The 22,253-nt window shown below is 63.6% G+C and carries 22 protein-coding genes; 14 read left to right on the plus strand and 8 right to left on the minus strand.

All coding sequences use genetic code 11. The features are described from left to right. The first annotated feature begins 49 nt into the window (after positions 1-49). From NLM27_RS15805 to NLM27_RS15830, 6 genes are all read left to right on the plus strand, one after another. A complete protein-coding gene (locus tag NLM27_RS15805) occupies positions 50-1,435 on the plus strand; it encodes an SWIM zinc finger family protein (RefSeq protein ID WP_254144183.1) in 1,386 nt (461 codons plus the stop codon). Then, the gene (locus NLM27_RS15810; RefSeq protein WP_254144184.1) at positions 1,428-2,858 is read left to right on the plus strand and encodes a DUF5691 domain-containing protein; all 1,431 of its coding nucleotides are present in this window, start codon (positions 1,428-1,430) and stop codon (positions 2,856-2,858) included. The genes NLM27_RS15805 and NLM27_RS15810 overlap by 8 nt, the downstream gene beginning before the upstream one ends. Continuing rightward, positions 2,855-3,931 (plus strand): AAA family ATPase, encoded by a 1,077-nt coding sequence (locus NLM27_RS15815; protein WP_254144185.1) that lies wholly within the window; start codon positions 2,855-2,857, stop codon positions 3,929-3,931. Before NLM27_RS15810 ends, NLM27_RS15815 begins: the two co-directional genes overlap by 4 nt. A 12-nt stretch (positions 3,932-3,943) precedes the next feature. Continuing rightward, positions 3,944-6,169 carry a DUF5682 family protein gene (locus tag NLM27_RS15820; protein ID WP_254144186.1) on the plus strand — a complete coding sequence of 742 codons (2,226 nt, stop codon included), beginning with the start codon at positions 3,944-3,946 and terminating at the stop codon, positions 6,167-6,169. Beyond that, positions 6,166-7,347, plus strand: a complete 1,182-nt coding sequence (locus NLM27_RS15825) for a VWA domain-containing protein (protein ID WP_254144187.1) — start codon at positions 6,166-6,168, stop codon at positions 7,345-7,347. The genes NLM27_RS15820 and NLM27_RS15825 overlap by 4 nt, the downstream gene beginning before the upstream one ends. Before the next feature lie 118 nt (positions 7,348-7,465). Then, positions 7,466-7,615: a hypothetical protein gene (locus NLM27_RS15830; protein WP_254144188.1), complete on the plus strand. Its 150-nt coding sequence runs from the start codon at positions 7,466-7,468 to the stop codon at positions 7,613-7,615. 74 nt (positions 7,616-7,689) lie between these two features. Here NLM27_RS15830 and NLM27_RS15835 read toward each other — a convergent pair whose 3' ends face one another. Then, a complete protein-coding gene (locus NLM27_RS15835; RefSeq protein WP_375142250.1) occupies positions 7,690-8,205 on the minus strand; it encodes a MarR family winged helix-turn-helix transcriptional regulator in 516 nt (171 codons plus the stop codon). Positions 8,206-8,303: 98 nt separating this feature from the next. Here NLM27_RS15835 and NLM27_RS15840 point away from each other — a divergent pair, with 98 nt between their 5' ends. From NLM27_RS15840 to NLM27_RS15855, 4 genes are all read left to right on the plus strand, one after another. After that, positions 8,304-8,705, plus strand: coding sequence for an Ohr family peroxiredoxin (locus NLM27_RS15840; protein WP_254144190.1), 402 nt, complete (start codon positions 8,304-8,306; stop codon positions 8,703-8,705). A gap of 75 nt (positions 8,706-8,780) precedes the next feature. Further along, positions 8,781-9,194 carry a cupin domain-containing protein gene (locus tag NLM27_RS15845; RefSeq protein ID WP_254144191.1) on the plus strand — a complete coding sequence of 138 codons (414 nt, stop codon included), beginning with the start codon at positions 8,781-8,783 and terminating at the stop codon, positions 9,192-9,194. 51 nt (positions 9,195-9,245) lie between these two features. Then, the gene (locus tag NLM27_RS15850) at positions 9,246-10,118 is read left to right on the plus strand and encodes a bifunctional helix-turn-helix transcriptional regulator/GNAT family N-acetyltransferase (RefSeq protein ID WP_254144192.1); all 873 of its coding nucleotides are present in this window, start codon (positions 9,246-9,248) and stop codon (positions 10,116-10,118) included. Between the two features lie 57 nt (positions 10,119-10,175). Then, positions 10,176-10,562 carry an ester cyclase gene (locus tag NLM27_RS15855; protein WP_254144193.1) on the plus strand — a complete coding sequence of 129 codons (387 nt, stop codon included), beginning with the start codon at positions 10,176-10,178 and terminating at the stop codon, positions 10,560-10,562. Positions 10,563-10,583: 21 nt separating this feature from the next. Here NLM27_RS15855 and NLM27_RS15860 read toward each other — a convergent pair whose 3' ends face one another. Then, positions 10,584-11,804: an MFS transporter gene (locus NLM27_RS15860; protein WP_254144194.1), complete on the minus strand. Its 1,221-nt coding sequence runs from the start codon at positions 11,802-11,804 to the stop codon at positions 10,584-10,586. A 419-nt stretch (positions 11,805-12,223) separates the two neighbouring features. Between NLM27_RS15860 and NLM27_RS15865 the strand changes: the two genes are divergently transcribed. Beyond that, a complete protein-coding gene (locus NLM27_RS15865; protein WP_254144195.1) occupies positions 12,224-12,682 on the plus strand; it encodes a cupin domain-containing protein in 459 nt (152 codons plus the stop codon). A gap of 65 nt (positions 12,683-12,747) precedes the next feature. Here the strand turns inward: NLM27_RS15865 and NLM27_RS15870 are convergent, their stop codons facing one another. Beyond that, positions 12,748-13,605 (minus strand): HD domain-containing protein, encoded by an 858-nt coding sequence (locus tag NLM27_RS15870; RefSeq protein WP_254144196.1) that lies wholly within the window; start codon positions 13,603-13,605, stop codon positions 12,748-12,750. 488 nt (positions 13,606-14,093) lie between these two features. Between NLM27_RS15870 and NLM27_RS15875 the strand changes: the two genes are divergently transcribed. From NLM27_RS15875 to NLM27_RS15880, 3 genes are all read left to right on the plus strand, one after another. Continuing rightward, the gene (locus NLM27_RS15875; RefSeq protein WP_254144197.1) at positions 14,094-14,741 is read left to right on the plus strand and encodes a VOC family protein; all 648 of its coding nucleotides are present in this window, start codon (positions 14,094-14,096) and stop codon (positions 14,739-14,741) included. A gap of 191 nt (positions 14,742-14,932) precedes the next feature. Beyond that, the gene (locus NLM27_RS43990) at positions 14,933-15,766 is read left to right on the plus strand and encodes a dienelactone hydrolase family protein (RefSeq protein ID WP_375142251.1); all 834 of its coding nucleotides are present in this window, start codon (positions 14,933-14,935) and stop codon (positions 15,764-15,766) included. A 380-nt stretch (positions 15,767-16,146) separates the two neighbouring features. Beyond that, on the plus strand, positions 16,147-16,644 hold the full coding sequence (locus tag NLM27_RS15880) for a GNAT family N-acetyltransferase (RefSeq protein WP_254144198.1): 498 nt from the start codon (positions 16,147-16,149) through the stop codon (positions 16,642-16,644). A 170-nt stretch (positions 16,645-16,814) separates the two neighbouring features. On the opposite strand, the gene NLM27_RS15885 is transcribed toward NLM27_RS15880, so the two are convergent. The 5 genes from NLM27_RS15885 to NLM27_RS15905 form a co-directional block, all read right to left on the minus strand. Continuing rightward, positions 16,815-18,320, minus strand: coding sequence for a CHASE3 domain-containing protein (locus NLM27_RS15885; RefSeq protein WP_254144199.1), 1,506 nt, complete (start codon positions 18,318-18,320; stop codon positions 16,815-16,817). A 414-nt stretch (positions 18,321-18,734) separates the two neighbouring features. Continuing rightward, positions 18,735-19,685 carry a transglycosylase SLT domain-containing protein gene (locus NLM27_RS15890; protein ID WP_254144200.1) on the minus strand — a complete coding sequence of 317 codons (951 nt, stop codon included), beginning with the start codon at positions 19,683-19,685 and terminating at the stop codon, positions 18,735-18,737. Positions 19,686-20,194: 509 nt separating this feature from the next. Beyond that, the gene (locus tag NLM27_RS15895; protein WP_254144201.1) at positions 20,195-20,767 is read right to left on the minus strand and encodes a hypothetical protein; all 573 of its coding nucleotides are present in this window, start codon (positions 20,765-20,767) and stop codon (positions 20,195-20,197) included. Between the two features lie 320 nt (positions 20,768-21,087). Further along, complete coding sequence (locus NLM27_RS15900; RefSeq protein WP_254144202.1) at positions 21,088-21,600, minus strand: hypothetical protein; 513 nt, start codon at positions 21,598-21,600, stop codon at positions 21,088-21,090. A gap of 212 nt (positions 21,601-21,812) precedes the next feature. Beyond that, on the minus strand, positions 21,813-22,079 hold the full coding sequence (locus NLM27_RS15905) for a hypothetical protein (protein ID WP_254144203.1): 267 nt from the start codon (positions 22,077-22,079) through the stop codon (positions 21,813-21,815). Between the last annotated feature and the right edge of the window lie 174 nt (positions 22,080-22,253).

Genomic DNA, 22,253 nt, shown 5'->3' on the forward strand with positions numbered 1-22,253 from the left:
ATCCTTCCCCGATATACTGACGCACCTGGATTCGATTTGGGACATCGGCGTGGCGATTGATCTGAAAGCGGTCGAGCAACTCGCTACCGATCAATCCTCGCTCAACGCGGCGGCCGGCCTTGCCAAGCCCGCCAAATGGTCCGGCGTCGGCGCAAGCCAAGACGGCGCACTGATCTGGGGCGAATGCGCGGGCTCCGGCGCCAATCCCTATCGCGTGATGGCTGACCTCCGCGACCTCGGCAACAAGTGCACCTGCCCATCACGCAAATTCCCCTGCAAGCACGTGCTCGGCCTGTTGTGGCTGAATGCCGAAGCGATCGTGCCGTTCGCGCCCGCGGACACGCCGGCCTGGGTCAGCGATTGGCTGGGCCGCCGGCGGGGCACGTCCACGGCAAAGCCCGCCAACAATGCGCCTGCCGCCGGCGAGAAGGATTTGCGTGCCGCGCGCGCCGCCGAACCTGAAGTCGCCGAAGACCCGAAGGACGTGGCACGGCGCGAGGCCCAGGCCGCCAAACGCAACGAGGAGACCGAGCGGGCCATTCTCGACGCGCTGGATGCGCTCGAGCAATGGATCGGTGATCAGCTCCGCATGGGATTATCGGGCTTCATCGACGATGCCACGGCGCGGTGCCGGCGGATCGCGGCGCGGCTGGTCGATGGCAAGGCCGCGGTGCTCGCCGGCCGGATCGACGAACTGCCGTCCCGCCTCCTCGCGCTTTCCGCCGGCGACCGGCCGCGCGGCGCCGTGGTCGAGCTCGGCAAGCTGGTCCTGCTCGCGCGCGCCTTCCGCACCGCGCCGCGCGACGCCGAGATCAGGCGCGCCGTCGCGGCATCGGAGACGCGCGAGACAGTGCTGGCCAACCCGCAGGCGCCACGGGTCGATGCGCACTGGGAAGTGCTGGCCGAGCAGGTGCAGACGCGCCGCGACGGATTGGTGTCGCAGACCACCTGGCTGCTCAATCTCGCCGCGATCGGTCCGCGCTTTGCGATGCTGCTCGACTTCTTCCCGGCAAGCGCCGGTCGACGCGGCTCGGTGTTCACGCCGGGGGATCGCTTTCAGGGCGAGCTCGTCTTCTATCCGTCGGCGCAGCCGCTCCGCGCCTTGCTCGTCCACCGCGACGCCGCCGAGGAGATGCCGGCAATGGAATGGCCCGTGCCGGAAGAAACGCTCGCCGACGCGTTGACGCGGCCGCTGCTGACAGAGCCTTGGGCGATCGACCTTCCGCTGCTGCTGCCGCCGGGGCGGATCGCGCGCGACGATGTCGGGCACGCGTGGTGGCGATCTGCCGACGGCACCGCCACTCTGCCTGTTGCCACCGAGGTCAATGGCCTGCTTTGCGGCACCGACCTCACGCGCACCGCTGCGATCTGGTCGGGCAACCGGCTCGCGATCCTCGCCGCGCAGACGCCCTGGGGGCGGATCGGCCATGACTGAGGTGACCAAGACCGAGACGATCTTTGATGCGATGGGTGCTGTGCTCACGCGCTGGACGATGGGATCGGCGGCCGCGCCCGCAGCCTCGTTCTGGCGCGCCGAGCTAGGCGACGATCCCGCCGAGGCGGAGTTGCGGCTGCTTGCCCTCGCGAGCCAGTTTCTCGGCACCTCGGTGACGATGGAGCCAGCCTCGGCGCTCCGCATCCTGCCCGATATTCCCGCGCTCGCGCTACCGACGATGCCCGAGACCTTGCGTCCGTTGGTGCGCCGGATCCTGACCACGAAGAAACAGGCCAAGGTCAAGACCGACCTCGTCCACTTTCTCGCGGCGCGCGGCTGGACAACCCATCCTTCAGACTGGGCGCCCGAAGCCGATGACGATGATACGCCCGATGTCTATGCAGCATGGCGCGACTGGGCGGCCATCGCAGCGTCCGACAGCGTCGCGCGGCAGCAGACGGACGACCGGCTTACCGCCGACAATTGGGACGATTTTTGGCCGGCCGCGCGCAAGGTAGCGCTGGCCGAGCTCAGGCGCCGCGACCCATCCGCGGCGCGCACGGTGCTGGAGGCAAAGCTCGCGGGCGAGAATGCCGACACGCGATTGCGTCTGTTGTCGCTGCTGTCGGAACGGTTGTCCGATGACGATCTCGCCTTCCTCGAAGGCATCGCGGAGAACGATCGTGCCCCCAAGGTCAAGGCGCTTGCGATCTCGCTCCTCGCGCGTCTCGGCCGCGGCCCCGCGGCTGGCGAAGACGCCGTAGAACTCGCCGGATTCTTCGCCGTGAAAACCAAGGGACTGTTGCGCCGCTCGCGCGTGGTCCAGGCTGAACCGCTGAAGACGCCGGCGCAGTCACTGCGCCGAAAGGCGCTGTTCGATGGCGCCGACCTCGCGTCGTTTTCCGGCGCGCTCGGACTTGCCCCGCAGGAATTGATCGCCGCCTGGGAATGGAACGCGGACCAGGCCGCCGATGCGGCGCTGGTCGAGCTGATCGTGACGACGGGAGCCGATGCGCAAATCACGCAGGCGGCGGACGCGGTCAGCGAACGCGATGCGACTCGCCTCGCCATATCACTGGCCACACGACTTGCGCCTCCAGAGCGCGCAAGGCACGCCGAGGCGGCTTTGAACGCACACGGCGTTCGCTTCGAACTGGCGCAGCTGATTGCGGGAACGGCGGCGCGACTTCGAGATCCGCTGTCCGCGCCTGCAGGCAAGATGCTGCTTGCCGCGCTCCAGCGCGACGACGCAAGGCCCTCCGATAACGCGGAGGAGCTCCATGCGCTGGGCCTGATCGCCTCGCGCGAGGGCGCGCAAGGCGCGCTGGAACGCCTGGCCCGCGCGGGCCTGCTGCAAGGCGACCCGCGCCTCGACATGCTACGGCTCAACGCCGCATTGGACGACAAGGGAGCGAAACCATGAGCGAGAAACTGCGCCTGCCGGCCGAGGAGAGCTATGCGGCGGAGCTGAAGGCTCTTGCTGCGGGCGATCAGCATCGCCCGCCGGGCTGGGCGCTCGCGCCGCGGCAGGTCGTGACTTATCTGATGGGCGGCAAGGCGGCCGACGGCACGACGATCACGCCAAAATATGTCGGTGACAAGCGCCTGATCGAGACCGCCGTTGCGACCCTTGCGACCGATCGCGCGCTGCTGCTTCTGGGCGTGCCCGGCACCGCCAAGTCCTGGGTCTCCGAGCATCTTGCCGCCGGCATCACCGGCGACTCCACGCTCGTCATCCAGTGCACGGCCGGGACCGACGAGAACCAGATCCGCTACGGCTGGAACTACGCCCAATTGCTCGCGCACGGGCCGCGCCGCGAAGCCCTGGTCCCGACGCCGCTGATGCGCGCGATGGAGAACGGCAAGCTCTGCCGCTTCGAAGAGCTGACGCGGATGGGCAGCGACGTGCAGGACACGCTGATCACCGTGCTGTCCGAGAAGATGATGCCGATCCCCGAGCTCAACACCGCCGTCTATGCCCAGCGCGGCTTCAACATCATCGCGACCGCCAACAACCGCGACAAGGGCGTCAACGAATTGTCCTCGGCGCTCAAGCGCCGCTTCAACGTCGTCGTGCTGCCCCTGCCCGATAGCGCCGAGGAGGAAGTGGCGATCATCGTCAAGCGCGTCGGCGAGATGGCTGAGAATCTCGACCTGCCGGCGCCCAAGAACGTCGCCGACGAGGTGGCGCGCGTGGTCTCGATCTTCCGCGAGCTACGCTCGGGCTCAACCGAGGACGGCAAGGTCGCGCTGAAGTCGCCCTCGGGCGGGCTGTCGACGGCCGAGGCGATCGCGGTAATGATCGGCGGCATCAGCCAGGCCACCTTCTTCAACGACGGCAAGCTGACGCCGGAGACGCTCGCCAGCAACATGATCGGCGCCGTCGTCAAGGATCCGGTGCAGGATACGGCCGTGCTCGGCGAATATCTCGAGACCGTGCTGAAGAAGCGGCGCGGTTTCGAAGGCTATTATGCTTCGCTGACCGACCTGATCTGACAGACGCGCCCGATGGCAGGCCAAGTCTCCCTCTTCGGCATCCGGCATCACGGCCCCGGATCCGCGCGACGGCTGGTGGAAGCGCTCGACGCGCTGAAGCCGGTGGCGGTGCTGATCGAGGGCCCCGCGGATGCCTCGGAGCTGCTGCCGATGCTCGCCGATCCCGATATGGTGACGCCGGTGGCGCTGCTCACCTATGCCGAGGACGACCCGGCGAATGCCAGCTTCTTTCCCTTTGCAGACTATTCGCCGGAATACCAGGCCGCATGCTGGGCGGTGCGCCACGGCGCAGCCTTGCGTTTCATCGACCTGCCGGCATCGGACCGGCTGGGCACCGCCGCTAGCGACATCGCGGAGGAAATTGCGGCGCGGGCCGACGCCGATCCGATCAGCCACGATCCAATCGGCGCGCTCGCGACCGCCGCCAGCTATGACGACGGCGAATCCTGGTGGTCCGACGTCATCGAGGAGAATCCCACAACGGGCCCGATCTTCGCGGCCGTCGCCGATGCGATGACGGCGCTGCGCGCGGACGAAAAATCACTGTCGGCCCGCGAGGCCGCGCGCGAAGCGCATATGCGGATCGAGATCGCGAAGGCGGCCAAGGAATGCGATGGCACTGTTGCGGTCGTCTGCGGCGCCTGGCACGTGCCCGCGCTCACCGAGCGCCGCAGCCTGGCCGCGGACCGCGAATTGCTCAAGGGCCGGCCGAAGACCAGGATCAAGGCGACCTGGGCGCCATGGACGGCGCCGCGCCTCGCACGCGCCAGCGGCTATGGCGCGGGCGTGGTCGCGCCGGGATGGTGCGCGCATGTCTGGGCGACGCGCGACCGCGATCGTGCCGCGGAGTGGCTTGCCAAGGCGACGCGTATGCTGCGCGATCGCGGTCATTTCGTATCGACCGCCTCGGTGATCGAAGCCCAGCGTTTGGGGACGGCACTCGCCGCGCTGCGCGGCCGCCCGGCAGCGGGCTTCGCAGAGCTGCGTGAGGCGGCGATCGCCTGCCTCTGCAACGGCGAGCGCGCCATGTGGGACGACATTTCGGCCGAACTCCTGATCGGCGCGGGTGTCGGCGCAATCCCGGCGTCGACGCCGCTCGCGCCGCTGCTCGAAGATCTCCAGCGACAGCAGAAGGCGACGCGGCTCAAGCCGGAGGCGCTGGAGCGGTCGCTGACGCTCGATCTGCGCAGCGAGAGCGGCTTGACGCGCTCGACGCTGCTGCACCGGCTGAACGCGCTGGACGTGCCCTGGGGACAGCTGACGGACGCCGGCCGCAGCCGCGGTACGTTTCGCGAGAACTGGCAGTTGCGGTGGGAGCCGGAATTCGCGGTGAGGCTGGTGGAGAATCTGCTCTATGGTTCGACTATCGCGGAAGCCGCCAGCGGGCGCCTGATCGAGACGATGGGCAAGGAAGCCGAGCTGGGTCCGTTGGCGACGCTGGTGCGCAACGCCATGATCGCCGACCTCGCACGCGCCACCGAGTTCGGTATCGCCGCGCTGGAGACCAAGGCGGCGCTGACGAGTGATGGCCCCTCCCTCCTTGCCGCACTTCCGCCGATGGCTGACATCCTGCGCTATGGCGAAGCGCGCAGCGGCACGGTCGAGCATGTGGCGGCGCTGATGCCGCGTATCGTGGTGCAGGCGGCGCTCGCCCTGCCCTATGCTGCACGCAATCTGGACGGTCCCGCGGCGGCCACGCTGCGCGGCGCGCTTCTCGCCGCCGACGCCGCAATCCAGCTTGCCCAGATCGAGGCCGAAATCGTGGCCAGCTGGCGCGATGCGCTGAGCGGTCTGCTGAACGACGATCAGGCGACCCGGCTGATCGCCGGCACCGCCGCACGGCTGCTCTATGAGGCCGAGCTCTTGACCGCCGATCATGCCGCGGACCTGCTGACGCGGGTGCTCTCGCCCGGCACGCCCGTCGCGGAAGCGGCCGGCTTCTTTGAAGGTTTTTTCGAGGGCGCCGGCCAGCGGCTGATCCACGATGCGACGCTCCGCGGCGCCGTCGATGCCTGGTTGATGACGCTGGACGAGGAGGCATTCACGGCCAGCCTCCCGCTGTTCCGCCGCGTCTTCTCGGCACTGGATCGCACCGAGCGCCGCCGATTGATGGACGCGCTGTTCGCGCGGAGCACCGATGGCGCGAAGGGATATCGGCTGCTCGCCGGCGCAAACGATTTTTGGCCGCCGCATCAGGCCCGCGTACTCGAACTCCTCACATCGGGAGCTGCGCGATGAGCGAGAGCGATGAACGCAGCCGCCGCTGGACGCTCGCCCTCGGCGTCGATGCCGAAGGCGCCGAGAATAGCTCTGCGCTGTCCGCGAGCGACCGCCGCATGTCCGAAGCGCTGACGGCACTCTATGGCGACGGCGACGACGCGCCGAAGAAGGGTCGCGGCGGGCTCGGTGGATCGGCGCCGCGCGTCGCAAAATGGCTCGGCGATATCAGGGAATTCTTCCCCGCGCCGGTCGTGCAGGTGATCCAGAAGGACGCCTTCGAGCGCAAGGGCCTGCGCCAGATGCTGATCGAGCCCGAATTCCTCGCAACCGTCGAGGCGGATGTCAGCCTGATCGCCGATCTGGTGGCGCTGCGCGGCGTGATGCCGGAGAAGACCAAGGATACCGCACGCATCGTGATCGCCAAGGTGGTGGCCGAGCTGATGGAGCGGCTCGAGCGGCGCACGGCGGATGCGATCCGCGGCGCCCTGAACCGCGCGCTGCGCACCAATCGTCCGCGTTTTGCCGACATCGACTGGCCACGCACCATCAAGGCCAATCTGCGCCATTACCAGCCAGAGCACCGCACCGTGGTGCCCGAACGGCTGATCGGCTTCCAGCGCCAGCAGCGGCGCATCGTCGATCTCGACGAGGTGATCCTGTGCGTCGACCAGTCGGGCTCGATGGCAACCTCCGTGGTCTACGCCTCGATCTTCGCGGCGGTGATGGCTTCGCTGCCGGTGGTCGCGACCAAGCTCGTCTGTTTCGACACCGCGATCGTCGACCTCACCGAGGAACTCGCTGATCCCGTCGAGGTGCTGTTCGGCGTCCAGCTCGGCGGCGGCACCGATATCAATCGCGCCGTCGCCTATTGCGAGGAGCGCATCGAACGGCCGGCGAAAGCGCATCTGATCCTGATCACCGACCTCTATGAGGGCGGCAATGCGAATGAGCTGGTCGACCGGTTGGCGCGGCTTGCAGCGCGCGGGATCAACGTGATCGTCCTGCTGGCGCTGACCGACACCGGCCACCCCTCCTACGATCCCGCGCTGTCGGCGAAGGTCGCAAGCTTCGGCATTCCCGTCTTCGCCTGCACGCCGGATCAGTTTCCGGATCTGATGGCCACCGCGCTGAAGCGCGAGGACGTCGCCGGTTGGGCCGCCGACCAGGACATCAAGCTGATCCGGCCCGAAATCTAGCGTGAAGACGGCGCAAGCCCTCTCCACAACGTGATGAGATGATCACCATCCTTCCTATTGGCCTCATGTTGCACCGCAACTAGCTGCATGGAAAGTCCATTCCATACGGAGACTTTCCATGACCAAGTCCAACGCTGCATCCATCAAGACTCATCGCTATGAACTGGTGCACGGCGAAGGTGCCGACTTCATCACCTATCAGCGTCGCGAGGACGGAGTCTGGCAGACCTTTGCGATGTGGATGATTCCGCGCGCGGTCTGCGGCTAGATCGAACAACGCCCGTCGAACATGATCGCGTCCTGAGGCAGCGCTTGCCTCGGACGCGTGTCGGCCCTTCTTGATCAACGCTTTTTCTCGTCGTCCGCTTGCGTCGCGCGCAGCAGATTGTCGCGCAGGCGGCTCACCGTCTTCTGCACCACCGGAAACTCGTCACCGAGGCCGGTCGCCTCGATCAGGGGCTCGCTAAGATCCTGCTCGATCAGCTTGCGTCCTGCGGGCGTCAGGCTCAGGCGCACCTGCCGCTCGTCGGCGGGATCGCGGTGGCGCTTGATCAGCCCCATCTGCTCGAGCTTCTTCAGGATCGGAGTCAGCGTGTTGGATTCCAGGAAGAGCTTCTCGCCGAGCGTGCTGACGGTCTGCTCGTCCTCGTCCGATAGCGCCACGAGGGCGATGTACTGGGTGTAGGTAAGTCCGACCTTGTCCAGCAGGGGCTTGTAGGCCCGGCCGAAAGCGAGATTGGCCGAATAGACCGCAAAGCACAGGAAATTCGAGAGCTTTCGGCCTTTGCCGGCAGCTTTGGGGGAACGGGCCACGGGAACCTCCGCAATTCGTGATCTGCCGACCGATATAAATCGCATCCGATTAAATCGGAAGGGCTTGACCAGCAGGCTCGGCGGGTTTATTGCGACACGCATCCGATTAGATCGGACACGATCTATATAGAAGGGACGATGCCATGACCTCACCTGCCAAGCTTCTCTTTACCGGCAAGACCCACGTTACCTCAGGTCCCGAGGGCGCCGCGCGCTCCAGCGATGGTTTTCTGAACGTCAGGCTGGCCCAGCCGCATCCGGCCGCCGAAAACCTGTTCGCCGCCGCTTGGTCCGCTTGCTATCTCGGCGCGCTCGGGCTCGCTGCCGCCCAGCGCAAGATCAAGCTGCCGAGCGAGCCGTCGGTCGACACCGCGATCGACCTCAACAATGCCGGCGGCGCCTTCTTTCTGCGGGCCCGTCTCGATGTCAGCGTTCCCGGCGTCGACCGCACGGTCGCAGAGGAGCTGATCGAGGCTGCGCATGGCATCTGCCCCTACTCCAAGGCGGTGCACGGCAACATCGAGGTGACCACTACCCTCGTCTGAAACCGCACGACGCGGACCGGCCCGCGTCGGCCAGGCCCGCGGCGCGGACTAGCCAACGATCACAAGGAGCCGACCATGAGCTACCGTCATCTACGAACCTTGCGCATGCTGTCGAGCGCAGTCCTGCTCGCGGCAAACCTGTTCACACTTCCGGCCGCGGCAGCGCAGGCCGGCGTCACGCGCACCGACCTGCAGCGCCACGATCTCAGCGCGCCAGGGCGCGAGGCCGTGCAGGTGCGCGTCGACCTCGCCCCCGGCGTTGCGTTCGGCCGGCACACCCATCCGGGCGAAGAGATCATCTACGTGCTGGCGGGTGCCATCGAATACGACGTCGAGGGCAAGCCGCCGGTGACACTAAAGGCCGGCGAAGTGCTGTTCATCCCCGCCGGCACGGTGCATGCAGCGAAGAACGTGGGCCACGATACCGCCAGCGAGCTTGCGACCTATATCGTCGCCAAGGACAAGCCGCTGCTGACGCTGGCGAAGTGAGGCCGGCCGTTCCGATTGACACGCCATGATATCTGACTAAAGTCAGACATCATGATCGACCCCGTCGCCCGCGTCCGCCGCTTCAACCGTGCCGTCACTTCTGCCGTCGGAGCACTCGATAACTCGTTTCTCGGGCGCGGGCGGCCGCTGGGCGCCGCGCGCGTGCTCAATGCGATTGGGCACGGCCGTTCGGACGTCGCGGAGATCCGCGACTATCTCGGTCTCGATTCCGGGCTGATGAGCCGACTGCTCCGCGGCCTCGAGGACGAAGGGCTTGTCGAGACCACCGCGCACGCGGACGACGCCCGTCGCCGCGTGGCAAAGCTGACGCGCACGGGCCGGCGCGAGTTCGCGGCGTATGAGGCGCTGTCGAACGCGCAAGCCGAGGGCTTTCTGGCGCAGCATTCGCAAGCTGAGGCCTTGCTGGCGGCGATGGATTTGATCGCCTCCGTGCTGACGCGCGAGCGCATCACGCTGGACGAGATGGACCCGCAAAGCGCGGAGGCGCGCCATTGCCTCGGCGAGTACTATGCCGAGCTCGGCCGCCGCTTCAAGCAGGGCTTTGACGTCTCGCTGTCGCGCGACCCCGATGCCAAGGACATGCGCCGCCCGCGAGGCACCTTCGTCGTTGCGATGTCGGATACGCTGCCGATCGGCTGTGTCGGATTGAAGGGCACCGATCGCGGCTACGCCGAGATCAAGCGGCTCTGGGTCGCGCCCGCCGCGCGCGGATTGCGGCTCGGCCGCCGCCTGATGGATGCGACCGAGGATGCTGCGCGCGAGCTCGGCATCACGCTGCTGCGGCTCGACACCAACAGCGCGCTGCCCGAGGCCGGCCAGCTCTACCGCAGCACCGGCTGGCGCGAGATCCCGCGCTACAACGACGATCCCTATCCGGATCTGTTCTTCGAAAAACGGCTATGACGCCGCGAGACGAATTCGCCTGCTGCTGCGTTGTGCTTGCAGCATGGGAGCTTCACGATGAACAGCGGCGATCTCGGCGACCTCTACCGCAGCTACATCGCCTGCCTGAACCGGCAGGATTGGCCGGCCCTCGGCCAATTCGTGCATGACGATGTCGTCCACAACGGCCGGCCGCTCGGCCTGTCCGGCTATCGCGCGATGCTGGAGCAGGATTTTCGCGAGATTCCGGACCTGCGTTTCAACATCGCGCTGCTGGCCTCGGACCCGCCCAGACTCGCCGCGCGGCTGCAGTTCGATTGCGCACCGGTAGGAACGTTCCTGGGGGTTCCCGTGAATGGAAGGCGTGTGTCCTTCTGCGAGAACGTGTTCTACGAATTCCGCGACGACAAGGTCCGTCAGGTTTGGTCGGTGATCGACAAGACGGCGATAGAGGCGCAGCTCTGACGCCACGCCTCGATCTCGAAGTCACGCCGGCGCCGGGGCCGCCTCGCCTTGCGGCTTTGCGAAGGGGCGGAACGTCATCGCCATCAGGAAGGCGCCGAGGCCCATCGCCCAGGAGGCAATGTAGAGCCAGGCATAGCTCGAGAACGCGTCGTAGATCAGGCCGCCGGCGAGCGGGCCGGTTGCCATGCCGAGGCTGCCCGCCATCGCCGTGCCGCCGATCACCGCGCCCATCATGCGCAGCGGAAAGTTTTCGCGCACCAGCACGGCATAGAGTGGCATGGTGCCGGCATAGATGAAGCCGAAGATGGCGCCGACAGCGTAGAACGTCGCGAGCTGATGCGCGAAGACATAGGCGAGCGCGCCGAACGCCTGCAACAACAGGCCCGTCACCAGCACGCGCTTGGCGCCGAAACGGTCGCCGAGCAGCCCGAAGGCGATGCGGCCGCCCATGCCGGCAAACCCCTCGATGCTGTAGATCGTCACCGCCGCAATCAGCGGGATGCCGCAGCTCACGGCATAGCTGACCGTGTGGATGATCGGGCCGGAATGGGTGGCGCAGCAGAAGAAGTTGGTGGCGAGCAGGATCAGGAACTGCGGCGAACGCAACGCCTCGCCCATCGACATCTCGCCCGGCGCGGCGCCCTCACCTGTTGGCGCGACCGCGGCCTGCGCGAGCGCCGGCGGGCGTCGCACCAGGAACGAGACCGGGATCATGATGGCGCCGACCACCAGCGCGATGATCTGCATCGAGGTGCGCCAGTCGTGGCCGGAGACGAGCCATGCCGCGAGCGGCGACATCGTCATCGGCGCCATGCCCATGCCGGCCGAGACCAGCGACACCGCAAGGCTGCGTTGGGTCTCGAACCAGCCGGTCACGGTCGCCATCATCGGCGCGAAGATCGCCGCGCAGGCGGCGCCGACCAGGAGGCCGAACACGAACTGGAACACGATCAGCGAGGTTGCGTGGCTCGCGGCGAACAGGCTCAGCGCCAGCACGGTCGATCCCGTCAGCACCACCGGCCGCGGCCCGAACCTGTCAGTCAGCGTGCCCCAGGCCATGCTGGTGAAGGCCATTGCCAGAAAGCCGATCGTCATCGCGCTGGAGATGCCGGTCACCGACCAGCCGGTGTCCTTCGCGATTGGCAGCAGGAACACCGGCAGCGAGAACATGCCGCCGATGGCGACGCAGCCGAGCAGGCCGCCGGCGGCGACGATCACCCAGCGATAGGGGGATTGGTTCATGTTAGTCTCCCGTCAAAACCGTCTTTGGTGGAAGACGAATGGGAACGGCGCCGGCCGACAATGCGACGGCATTTTGCTGCACGCTTTTGTGAGCTGCCAACAAAAACTCGCAAAACAACCCCATGCACAGTAGCCGGCCCCTGCGTTCTCAAGGACTTACCGACCTCAGATTTTACCAGCTCGACGGCTCAAGCCTTGCCGACGCCGGCGCCGCCAGAGACAGATTTGACACGTCGGGCAAAACACCTGCACAATATCATCATCCCACAGATCCTGATCCCGTTCGCGATGTCCGATCGTGACTGTCTGTCCCGTCGCTCGCGATCAGGCCGCGCGGCCGCGGCAAGCGGCTATGTCCAACGATGCGCCGCGCTCCACCATCTCCACTATCTGCGCCGTGAATTGCAGGAGCTTGATCCATGCCGAAGATCGACGTCGCCACAGTGCCGACCCGCAAGGGCTCCGGCTATCCCGCGCCCTTCAGCGCTCCCTGCGCCGAGCGCATCCGGCAGCGGCTCGGCAATGCCGGAGGCTTGTCGGATTTCGGCGTCAACCTGATGCGCCTGCCGCCGGGCGGCTGGTCCAGCCAGCGGCACTGGCATTCGCACGAGGACGAGTTCGTCTACATCCTCGAAGGTGAAGTGACGCTGATCGAGGACGGCGGCGAAACCGTGCTGCGCGCGGGCGATTGCGCCGCCTTCCCCAAGGCAAGCGGCAACGGCCATCACATGATCAACAAGTCGAACGCGACGGCCGTCTATCTCGAAGTCGGCTCGCGCTCGCCTGACGATCTCACGACATGCTCCGACATCGACATGATGAGCGCCAATTCCGACGGCCGGTTCGTGCACAAGGATGGCACGCCCTACCCGGACTAGGCCATGTACCTATAAACGTCCCTGGTGACTAAGTCCGCTTCAATCGAAATCGCGTTTTGAAACGCCTAGAGCTGCGGACCAGATAGTCCGACCTCTCGTTCAGCGCGAAGGACATTGCCATAGAGACTGCCGATCCATTGTCTTCCGCTCGAGGTTACATTCAAATAGCGGATGGCAGTTTGGATGTGCGGTGCGACCTTGGTCCAGTAGAATTGAGGATATTTGTACACCACGTCCGCGGGCGTGGTGTACCCGAGCGATTTGTTGAGTCCTATCTCCTCGAACTCGTAGAACAGCGCATTTGATTTCTTCATGTAGTTGGGATCGCCGAGCTGACCGATCAGGTCGGCGGCGCGAAGCAACAAACCTTCCTCTTCGTCAAGATCATCCTTGAGTTCGTTCGCTGATTCGTCTGCGTAAGGAAAACGAGTGTATTCGATGGCTTGGGCAACGCGAGCGGCGTCAATGTCGTCGACTGGGTCAAGGCGCTCCACGGCGAATAATTTTGAGCGATCGACATGATAGGGCGCAAGCGCTGCATCGGAGGAACCGATCGGTAATTCAACCGTTCGGCCGGTACCATCAACAATATAGGCTCCGTCCTGGTCTCCGTGAACTATTCCCCGAACGTAGCCGATGTCGTGAAGCAGGCACGCCAGGATAAAGTGAGCATAGTCGCTGGCAGTCGTTGGCCTCAGAAGGGAGCGCCCGATCAGGATGTCGTGCCCGACCAGCGTAACCAACAACGTGTGCTCGACGTTGTGGTAGAGTGCATCGCTGTTACCGATACATTCAAGGGCCAGCTTTGCTGCGTAGGGTAGCAATTCCGGCAAGCTGGCGTGGGACGAGCCGAAGCGACCGCTTGTCTCCGAGGTCAGGAACGCACCGAGCGCCTGGGACGTCAGTTCTGGAATCGTTATCATGAGCAAGCTCTCACTTTCGTCGCCCAACCTTCAGGAGGCCCTCTGCAGGATCGGGAGGGAGAGGACGATCCTAGAAGGGTGAAGGCAAAGAATGGGTGATGCTTGACCTAGATCAACAGCAGCGACGCGGGGCCACACGGTGCCCGGTAGCAACTTCCGCTTAGGGTCCAAAATTGGACATCAACAGGATGATGCCAAAGTCATTTCGGCGTGTCGGCGGTCAACTTGTCACGTATGCTTCGATAGATTTGGGGGTCGGACTAGGGCGCGTACTCATAAATCGGGCTGCGAGGATCATGCAGGTCTGATTTCCGCTTATTGGCGAACGGCGGTGGAATAGCGGATGTCGCGGAAAGGCCGACTGGGAGACGCTGCTGCCGTTGACAACTCATCGTTGTTACGGGCATCATGCGGTCGTTGCAGTAGGGCGCATCGGCTAGGCCGAAAGGGCAATGCCCACCTACGAAGTGTAAACCGTAGTTGCGCCCATGCCGAACCTCGAAAACCTGAAGAAGCAGGCCAAGCAGTACTTGCGCTGGCATCGTGAGCGGTATCACCCGGTTGCCGCCGAGATCAGAGCTGCGCTACCTCAATTTCAGCACCTTGACGATCATCAGGTGCTGGATGCGACGTTCAAGCTCAGCGATGCGCAAGAGCTTGTCGCTCGCCAATTGGGCTTCAGTGGATGGAAGGCGCTTAAGGCAGGAACCCCAGCCATGAGCAGTCAAGTTAAACAGGCTATAAGAGCACCGATCTTCAGCGGTACGGAGGCTCAACTCTATGTCACTGACGTCAAGGCGTCGTGCGAATTCTTCATTTCCAAGCTCGGCTTTGCAATCGAATTTTCGTACGGTGATCCGCCGTTTTACAGCATGATCAAGCGCGATCGTGCGCGGCTTTGCATGCGGCTTGTTTGCGAACCAGTCTTTGTCGGGGACGTTCGCCAGCGCGAACACCTTTTGTCTGCCTCGATCACTGTCGATACCGCAGCGGAGATCAAGCAACTCTTCTTGGAGTTCCAATCGGCAGGCGTGAGCTTCCATCAAGAACTGAGAAAAGAACCTTGGGGCGCAAGAAACTTCATTGTCCTTGATCCCGACGGCAACCTCATCTTGTTCGCCGGCCCTGCTGACTGAGTGCGGCTCCTCGGAACGAGCCCACTTCCGGGCGAAGGCAATTGCGTCGCCTTTTTTGTCTACGCCCAGTTACGAATGACTAAACTCAAAGGAGTAATGTGGGTCTGCTTCGGGTGAACAGGGACAAGCTTCAACTTGATACTCTTTGCAGGAAGTGTGAATGGGTGCTTTGAGCGCCCGAGGCCACGGTCATGGCGATCAGCCGAGCGAAGCGAAGCCGATCGGGAAAGAGAGGCCTTGTGATACGCTTGGTATTCGTCTTGTTGCTAGCCGGGGTCGCAACAGCCCAGGCGCAACCCGTTTTCGACACATCCACCGTAGGCGGGCCGCGGAGTGCCCGGCCTGGCGAGCTATTCCTGCCTGCCGGGCGTGGTCCGTTCCCTGCAATGATCGTGCTGCATGGCTGTGACGGCGTAGGGCCTCATTACCGCACTTGGGCGCGCCGTCTACAGGCTTGGGGGTACGCCGCATTGATGGTGGATAGCTTCGGCCCTCGCGGCATCCGCGAAGTTTGTGGTGAGGGCCGGCGCGTGGACCCATCGGCACGGGCGGCGGACGCGTTCCGGGCAGCCGCCTGGCTTCGGACACGATCGGACATAGCAGCGGACGAAATCGGCGTGATTGGTTTCTCGCACGGGGGCTGGAGCGTGCTGAAAGCCGTGCTGGCTGACGCAGTCTCGGCATCGGGCGGCCCAGCCTTCGCGGCAGCCGTCGCCTATTATCCAGGGTGCGAGGCGCCCGGAGCACCTCTCGCGACCGATACTTTGATCCTGATTGGGGACGCCGACGACTGGACTCCGCCTGGGCGTTGCCAGCGATGGGTAGACCGTGTCGACAGCAATGGGCGTTCGCTCGCCTTGCATGTCTTCCCCGGCGCGCTGCATGGCTTCGACACGACCGTCGCAAAGCATATCTATGCCGGTCATCAGGTGGGCGGGGATCCGCAAGCAGCTCCCGCTTCAGAAGCCGAAGTGCGACGTTTCCTGGCGGCGCACCTCGGTGCTAGGGGCGGTGGGGCAAAGTAGCTCGGGATCGAAAAAGGATCATGGGTGACGGATATGGGCGACGAGCGGTGCCAGACAAGCGGTCCAGAGGTGCAAGATTTTTCCAATCCGGTCGAACTCGCCCTGAGGATGAAGCGGCTTGCCGTTGACATGGATCGTCGACCTGACCCCGATGGGTTCGTCCAATACTGTTTCGATCATGAACCGTTCGGCTCGGCTTATGTGACCGTTTCTACCGCCGAACAGGGACCGGTAGCGTCTTCAAATTCCAATCGTGTTACGTTGTGTGGACCGAAGAGAGATTGACTGTCGAGGGGCTTGAGCAGATTGCTGACATTTTCAGAAAAGCTGGCATTAAAAAATACTTTGTGTAGCTCAGTCCGGGACCTCAAATCGAGGTCGTGCGCGGCTGGCTGTTCAAAGCAGGAATGAAGCCCAACCCCTATGTGCGCTATCCCACGCTCGCACGCCACGCGAGCCCTTCATCGCCGATCGCTACGAAAATTGACGTTCAGCAGCTATCTCCCAGCGAAGCCAAGCAGATTGTGAAGTCGCATGACGGTATCGCTTTCCCCGATTTCTCCCGGTCATCGCCAGAGCAACGCGGATGGCACTACTTCGTAGCCTTCGACGGCGGACAGGCGCTCGCAACTGCTCGACTGTATGTGCAGGGAGAACTTGGCTACTTGGGAACAGCATTTACAGGTGAGCCCTGTCGCCGACGAGGCGCTCAACAGGCGCTGATCGCCAAACGGATCGAAGTCGCTGCGGCGCTCGGCTGCCGCGTTCTTATTTCTGAGACATTATCTATCTTGAAAAGCTCACTGAACAACCTGCAAAAAGCCGAGTTTCGAACGATCTTCGAAAAAGAGGTCTACGAAGCCAACATCGAGGATTGAAACCTCCATCCGCGCCTGGCCCATCGCGTTATTTGCAACCCGCACGAAGGGTGGTCACTGATCCGGAGCGACGTGAGCATAGTCAGAATTTATGAGTCCGCGCCCTAATTCTGTAAGCCCTTTTGCTGGCTTTGGCGGCTCACAATGACGACGGCCAAGTGGAGAGTCGTCTAATCACGATGGGAAGTGAGCGTGAACTGGAAGACGGCGCCCCGAGGCTTATTCACCGTGACCCACAATCGTCCTCCATGAGCCGCAATGATCGACCTACAGATGGCCAGACCCATGCCTAAGCCATGAGACTTGGTCGTGTAGAACGCATCGAACACACGTTCGGCAGTCGCCGAGTCGAGCCCTGGGCCGGTATCCCGCACGGCGACGCTCACATCGCCCGCAACATCCCTTTCGGTACTAATCTGCAGCGCTCGGCTACCCTCCTCGAGGCTGGTCATGGCGTCGATGGCATTTAGGATCAGATTAAGGAGCACCTGCTGCAGCTGAATGCGCTCACCTTCGATCTGCGGCAGATCCTCCGCCAGTTGCGTCTGCAGCGAAATTCCATGCCTCACCGCCTCACTTCGGACTATGGCAACGACATCCAGGACGGCTTCGTTGAAGTCGAGGCGGCTTCTGGGGACCGGCGCTTTCCTGACCATAGCGCGGATCCGGTGGACGATCTCGCCAGCTCGTTGACTATCTGTGACAATGTGCTCGAGGGACTCGCGCGCCTTATTCAGATTGGGCGGGTTAGCGCCCAGCCAGTTTAAGGCCGCGTCGGCATTGGTGAGCACAGCGGAGATCGGCTGATTGACCTCGTGGGCAATCGAAGCCGTCAACTGCCCCATGGTAGCGACGCGACTGACGTGAGCGAGCTCGACCTGTGTCTTCTGGCGTTCGATATTGCCGTTCTTGAAGACATTGACCGCATCGGCCATCGCGCCGATTTCGTCACGCCGACCAATCCCGGGCACGTCGATGCTGGTATCGCCTTTGGCGAGTGCGGCCATGGCGCCGGTCATGCGCGTGATCGGCGTCGCGATAGCTCGCGTGAGTAGAATGCCCATCAACACCGCGATGATGAGCGAGGCTCCGGCTCCCAGCAGGGTCGCCATGTATGCAGTGACATATGCCTGCTTCTGAGCAGCGTCACGCTTTGCCAACAGATCGCGCTCAAGCTTCTCGAATTCGCTCGCTTTGGTGCGGATAGCGTCCATGGCGGCTTTGCTGGTCGACCCTTCCAACGCGCGCGCTTCCTCGCGGGTCGCTGGATTCGCCATCAGCGCGATCTCCCGTTCGGCGGTCTCCATGCGCCACGTCGTCGCCAGCTTATTCAATTCATCGAGCCGGTCTTGCTGGACCGGGTTATCCGAAGTCTGTGCTCTTAATTTCCGGATCGCCGCACTAAAGTTGTCGCCGCCCCTGCGGTACGGCTCCAAAAATCTCTCGTCGCCGCTGATCAAATAGCCGCGCAGGCTGGTTTCCTGATCCAGCATTGCCGCTACCGCCATCTCTAGCGCGTCCAACACGTCAGTGGTATGGACCCGCCAGTTTTTGGCCTCTTCGGTCACGCGAAGTCTGTCGTATATGATTGCGCCGCTCACGAATATGACCGCGACCACGGCTGCAAACGCGGCCATTAGCTTGTGCGAAATCGGTAAATCGGAAAACGCGGACACCTTATCCTCGGAGCCGACAACAACCAACTAGTCAGCTATTTGGGTTGGAGATTGATCCCAACGGATGGCATTCGCAAGAATTTGGCGTGGCGTGGTCATAGGGCAAAGCAACGCAGTCGCGGTGTTCAATCAGCTTGACAAACACAAGGCGTCCCTCGCCGCCTAGCTCTCCAGCAACGACGAGCGCATCCGCTGTCCCTTCGTCAGATTGGATAAATGGCATCAACGAACCTACCGCCGCTCGATCATTGCCATGGAGCCTCCGCCGGTGCGCCATCCTAGGCCGGCTAAAGTATGCGGCCGTCGACCCAGAAGGGATTTGAGGCGGCGTCGATCACCGATCAAAAAAGGTTCGTTATTCCCAAGATCGCCGCTGGCGCCAAGAGGTGTGCGTGTGGGCAGTCGCAGGCTGTTCTATCTCGAGCGTTCGGCCGCCGCAGTTAGCACAGGATAGCGGGCATAGAGCGTGTCGACGCGGTCCCGCCACATCGCCACGAACGCGCCCGAGGTGAGACTATCGACCGACTTCCATTCGCGTTTGACCGCAGGCAGCGTGTTGCCCCAGATCGCGCGCTTGCACCATCGCTCGCCCTTCGCCAAGCCCTCCCGGGTTGCGCACATCGACTTCCACGCGATCCGCTGCGGATGGCTGATGTGTTGGGCGGCTCCTTCCCAGCCCTGCTGGTGGATCAGATAGAGGTCCGAAAAGGTCGGCTTCTTCTGCGTCAATATTTCGAATAGCGCAGCCTCGCTGAGAAACTTGTAGGCGGCACCCACCGCGTTGTCGCGAGGATTGAGGATGTCGCCCGATCCATATTTGCTGAACTCAAACTTGCTCAGCTGGAACAGGCCGATATAGGAGCCGGTGCGTTGCTTGGGATTGAAATCGGATTCGATTTTGGCGACCGCCTTCATGAAGTTGACATCGACACCGAACGCTTCGGCTGCACGTTCGATCTCCTGGACGGGCGTTCCGAGCGGAACGTCGCTCAACGCCGACAAGGCGATCTTCGCGGGCTTCTCCGGCGGCGGAATTTCCGAGTAGACGTAGTATTTGAGATACGACGGTTTGCCTTCGCCCGGATCGGGCAAAGCAACGGGCGGACGGTCCTGCTGTAGCGTTGCCGAGTTCTCGGGCGACGTCGCCTCAAGGCTGGCGACCTGCAACATTGGCCCTTGCGAAGTGCTTACATCGGACGACGGCACTGAGTCCGGCGCCGCGGCGTTGAATCCCGCCGCAACGATCGCATTAGCCGATAATCCTGTATCGAATTTCGTCTCGATGGCCGGGGCCGGAAACGCGGCGCCGGCATTTGCCAGGACCGTCGTCACATTCCGCGGGATGCCGCTGAATGCATCAGCCACTCTTGCATTCGGCGTGGCTATGCTTGGGCGCGGGACCGCGATCTGACCAATCGCGGCAAGCGAAGTCGCTGTCAGTGCGCCGGCAATACAGCTTGCTTGCCAAATCTTCAACGTCGCCAGCCGCGCGGCCGCGGTCCCCCCGTTCATGTCCCCGACTTGGCACGCAGATTAAGGAGGCCGGGGGATGACAATTGGGCGCACTTGTGGCGCAGATGCGGCGAGTCTCGACCGCGTTGCCAAACTTGGTGGGATTGCGAAGGCCTGGATGATCACCCACGCTCGTGGTTTTGACGTTGATAAGAGCACAGCCGCAAAACTGCACCCTACCGATTGTGTGGGCGCACGGTGACTGTATCGCCGATGTCGAAAGACGTCAGGTCATCACCGACCTGTAGTGGCCCGCCATACGAAATCGCGCGTACCCGCCACAATATCGCCAACGGTTGCGCGAGGAAACTTGTCGTTCCCGAGAAAAACCAGATGGGAATAGACCGCCAGGGAGCTCGGCTTCACGCGGGTCTTCGGAGCTCTCGTGAGGACGTCATCTCAGCCTCCGCCTCCTTGATTGTTTTGAGAACGCTTTTCACGGACGCTTCCAGATTAGATACGAGATCGGGATCGGCTTCGATCCGCGGTGGACACAGTAAGTAGACGGGGCGAGCATCGTCGACTCGTGCTTCGGAGCGACGCATCGCAGCATAGGTTAGCACGCGTTGGGCGTACCTATGGCCAAAGAGCAATGGGATAAAGCCAAGTGCCACAAGTGCCATCATCATCACGACCACTCCGGCGAGCGACCTCGTTGTCGACGCGTCGTCCTGTTCGAGAATGGATGGCGGGGTGACTTGAGCGACATCCGCCGAGGCATCTACGAGTGCCGTGCCGATCGCTTGCCCGCCTTTACGCTCGATGGGGAGTGGCGCGGCGACCTGGACGACATCCGCCGAGGACTTTCTCGGAGCCATGCCGATCGTTTGCTCGCTTTTGCGCTCGGTAGCAGGTGGCAGGGTGACCTTAACTACATCCGCCGGGGCATCTACCGGCGCCACGCCAGTCGTTTGCTCTTCCTTACGCTCGATCACGGATGGTGGCGCGATGTGAACTTCGACCCTCGAACGATTTACCGCTCGGCTGGAAGCCGTCGCAGCATGGCCTCCCCGGCGGCGCGCGTCCAATGAGGCTCGCGCCCCGGACGATGGCACAAATTTCTGGTCAGACAGCATCTTCCGCATTTCGTGCGGCTTGAGCCTTGTTCGCTGAGCCTTGTGAGGCCTGTGGAGGTCAGACACGGGCGCGGCATGCCTCGACATATCCCGCCGCAGCCGGGGCGCGCGTTCGCGGAACGCATAAAAAGTATCGTCACGAACCCAGCCAAAACCAGGCCAAGCCGTGCTCCTTCGGATCATCTGCATGTTCGTGCCCAGCTGGCTCGGGTAGGGCAAGCTGGATGCACCATCATAATAATGGCCCCCACCATAACCGCCGCCGGCACCACCGTTGGCAGCTCCCGCGCCACCAGCGGCACCCGCACCACCGCTGCCGGCACTCGCACCACCAGCGCCACTGGCACCACCAACTCCAGCACCACCAGCGCCACCGCCGCCAGCTCCAGCACCACCAGCGCCGCCGGCACCACCGCCGCCAGCTCCAGCACCTCCAGCGCCACTGGCACCACCGCCGCCAGCTCCAGCACCTCCAGCGCCACCGGCACCACCGCCACTACCTCCAGCACCTCCAGCGCCACCGGCACCACCGCCGCCAGCTCCTCCAGCACCTCCAGCGCCACCGGCACCACCGGCACCACCAGCACCACCAGCACCACCAGCACCACCTCCAGCACCTCCAGCGCCACCACCGCCGCCACCTCCAGCACCTCCGCCACCACCCGCACCCCCAGCACCACCGCTGCCGCCATCGCCAAAGGCCTGGGTGATGACCGGCGGGGTAATGAGGGTGATCAACAACGTTGCTATGACAGTAGACTTGATCACCGATCTGAGCATGTCTGCCTCCAATGGAGTCCTACTGTTCGGCGCGGTGGCACGCTTCAGAGGCCAATAGGTCACCAGAAGCTAGAGGTGGCCGAGTTCAGTAAGCTAGGCGGCGCTTGCCCGGCGCAGCTGTTCATCAGCTGAAACTCGGGTCGAGCTTCTGCTCCGCCTCGAGCACTCGTTCGCGAAGCGCTTCCAGTTCGGCGAGTTGAGAAGCGAGCGCTTCGAAACGGTGACGAAGAAGAACGGCAGCAGCATCCGCCCAGGGATTGCCCGCCGGCAATTTTACCGATTTGAAGAGATCGGCTCGGAGCAGCGCCGCCGGGGAAGTCTGGAGATGATGGAGTCCACTCATGGCCGGGTCCTCCGCGTGGGGGCGTACCGAGGGTTCGACCTTTCGCACGCTCCCCACCGATGTCGTCGCTAGAAGAGATGGAGCCGTAAGGCCGCGCCCCGGTCGGCGACCCTCGGCTAGTCTTCACCGCGCTTGTGATGATGGTGTTCGTGAGCCCCCGCGCCCTGCCCGCCCGACGCTGCGATCGAGTTTGATGTCGATAGCAGCATGGTTACGGCAGGA

Origin of the sequence: Bradyrhizobium sp. CCGB12, from assembly GCF_024199845.1 — a bacterium.
Lineage (GTDB): Bacteria > Pseudomonadota > Alphaproteobacteria > Rhizobiales > Xanthobacteraceae > Bradyrhizobium.